The sequence below is a fragment of the Bowmanella denitrificans genome (assembly GCF_002887595.1).
GTDB classification, from domain to species: domain Bacteria; phylum Pseudomonadota; class Gammaproteobacteria; order Enterobacterales; family Alteromonadaceae; genus Bowmanella; species Bowmanella denitrificans.
The window spans coordinates 1-1,377 of sequence record NZ_PEBU01000034.1; the positions used below are offsets into that span (position 1 = coordinate 1).

The 1,377-nt window shown below is 52.1% G+C and carries 1 protein-coding gene; it reads left to right on the forward strand.

What is annotated here, in order from left to right; translation table 11 throughout:
* Positions 1–83: 83 nt before the first annotated feature.
* A complete protein-coding gene (locus tag CSR04_RS24610) occupies positions 84–1,121 on the forward strand; it encodes an IS110 family RNA-guided transposase (protein ID WP_102798995.1) in 1,038 nt (345 codons plus the stop codon).
* Positions 1,122–1,377: the final 256 nt, after the last annotated feature.

Below are 1,377 nucleotides of genomic sequence, written 5' to 3' on the forward strand. Positions count from 1 at the left end.
ACCACAGAGATGTATGGACTCCCTCCCCCAAGAGGGATACACGTAATAAGCACGCACGCTTTTACACTATCAGGAGTCCATACATGAGACAGCTTAACGTTCTGGCCATTGATTTGGCAAAAAATAACTTCCAGTTATGTAAAACCACGCCAGGCGGCTCGGTAATCAACAACAAGAAAGTAAGCCGGAGCCAGTTGGCGACGCTGCTAGTCAACGAGCCTAAAGCTTTAGTGGCCATGGAAGCCTGTGGCGGTAGTCATTACTGGGCACGTTATGCCAAAGCACAGGGGCATCAGGTGAAAGTGATGCCAGCGCAAAAAGTGAAGGCGTTTTTGCAGGGACATAAAACGGACCCGAACGATGCGGCGGCGATAGCCATCGCGGCCACCCAACCGCAGGTGAAACCCTGTCGGTTGCTGACACTAGAAGACCAGTGTCAGCAGGGCATTGTGCGCATTCGGGATTTGCTGGTGAAGCAAAAGACAGCCAGCGCCAAACAGTTGCGCGATATGCTGCTGGAGCTGGGCCACCCGATAGCCAAAGGCGATGCAGCGTTGATGAAAGCCATTCCAGAGATATTGGAAGATGGCGGGAATCAACTACCGGGTGACTTCAGAGCCGTGCTTGATGAGCAGCGGCAACATCTTAAGGCACTGCTGGCGCGTATCGCCGAGGTGGAACAACGTCTCAAACGCCAGATTAACGACGATGAAGTCTGTCAACGGCTGCAGGCGCTCGAAGGGGTCGGGCCGGTTAACGCCATGAGCTTAAAAATCACCCTGAGTGATACAGAACAATTCAACAATGGCCGCCAGGCAGCAGCCTGTATCGGTGCCACGCCCGTTCAGCACAGTAGTGGCGGAAAAGAACGGCTGGGGTCGATATCCAAAAAATCGGGGCATAAGACCCTGCGTAGCACGCTGTATGAAGGGGCGATGGCTGTCATACGGCAACTAGATAAACGTGAGCCGCGCACTGTCAAAGAGCAATGGCTTACCCATTTAATTGCCCGGCGGGGCAAGAAAGTGGCCGCTATTGCCCTGGTGAACAAGACGATTCGCACCGCCTATGCGATGCTGAAAAACGGTACTGAGTATCAGCCGGTGAGGTTAGCGGCATAATGCACTCACCCGATTCAAGTGGATAAGATTATTTAAGCGTTAGTCACCAAGAGCGTCAGTAAAACCGGTAAGACCAACCTTCAAGAGACTGTTTAGTGTCCAGGTAACGCAATACCGTCACAGAGAAAAAGTCATGAAGGTGCGAAGACATCTTAGGGCCAGAGTTAGCGACTCAAATCAGAGCCCGTATATAAGTCCGCATCTGATCTGGTTTTCAATGCGATCTCGTTGACAACACCGAGGGAGTCCATATAAG

Coding starts and splice junctions, on each gene's coding strand:
- CSR04_RS24610 (WP_102798995.1), top strand. CDS start 84: ATGAGACAGCTTAACGTTCTGGCCATTGATTTGGCAAAAAATAACTTC.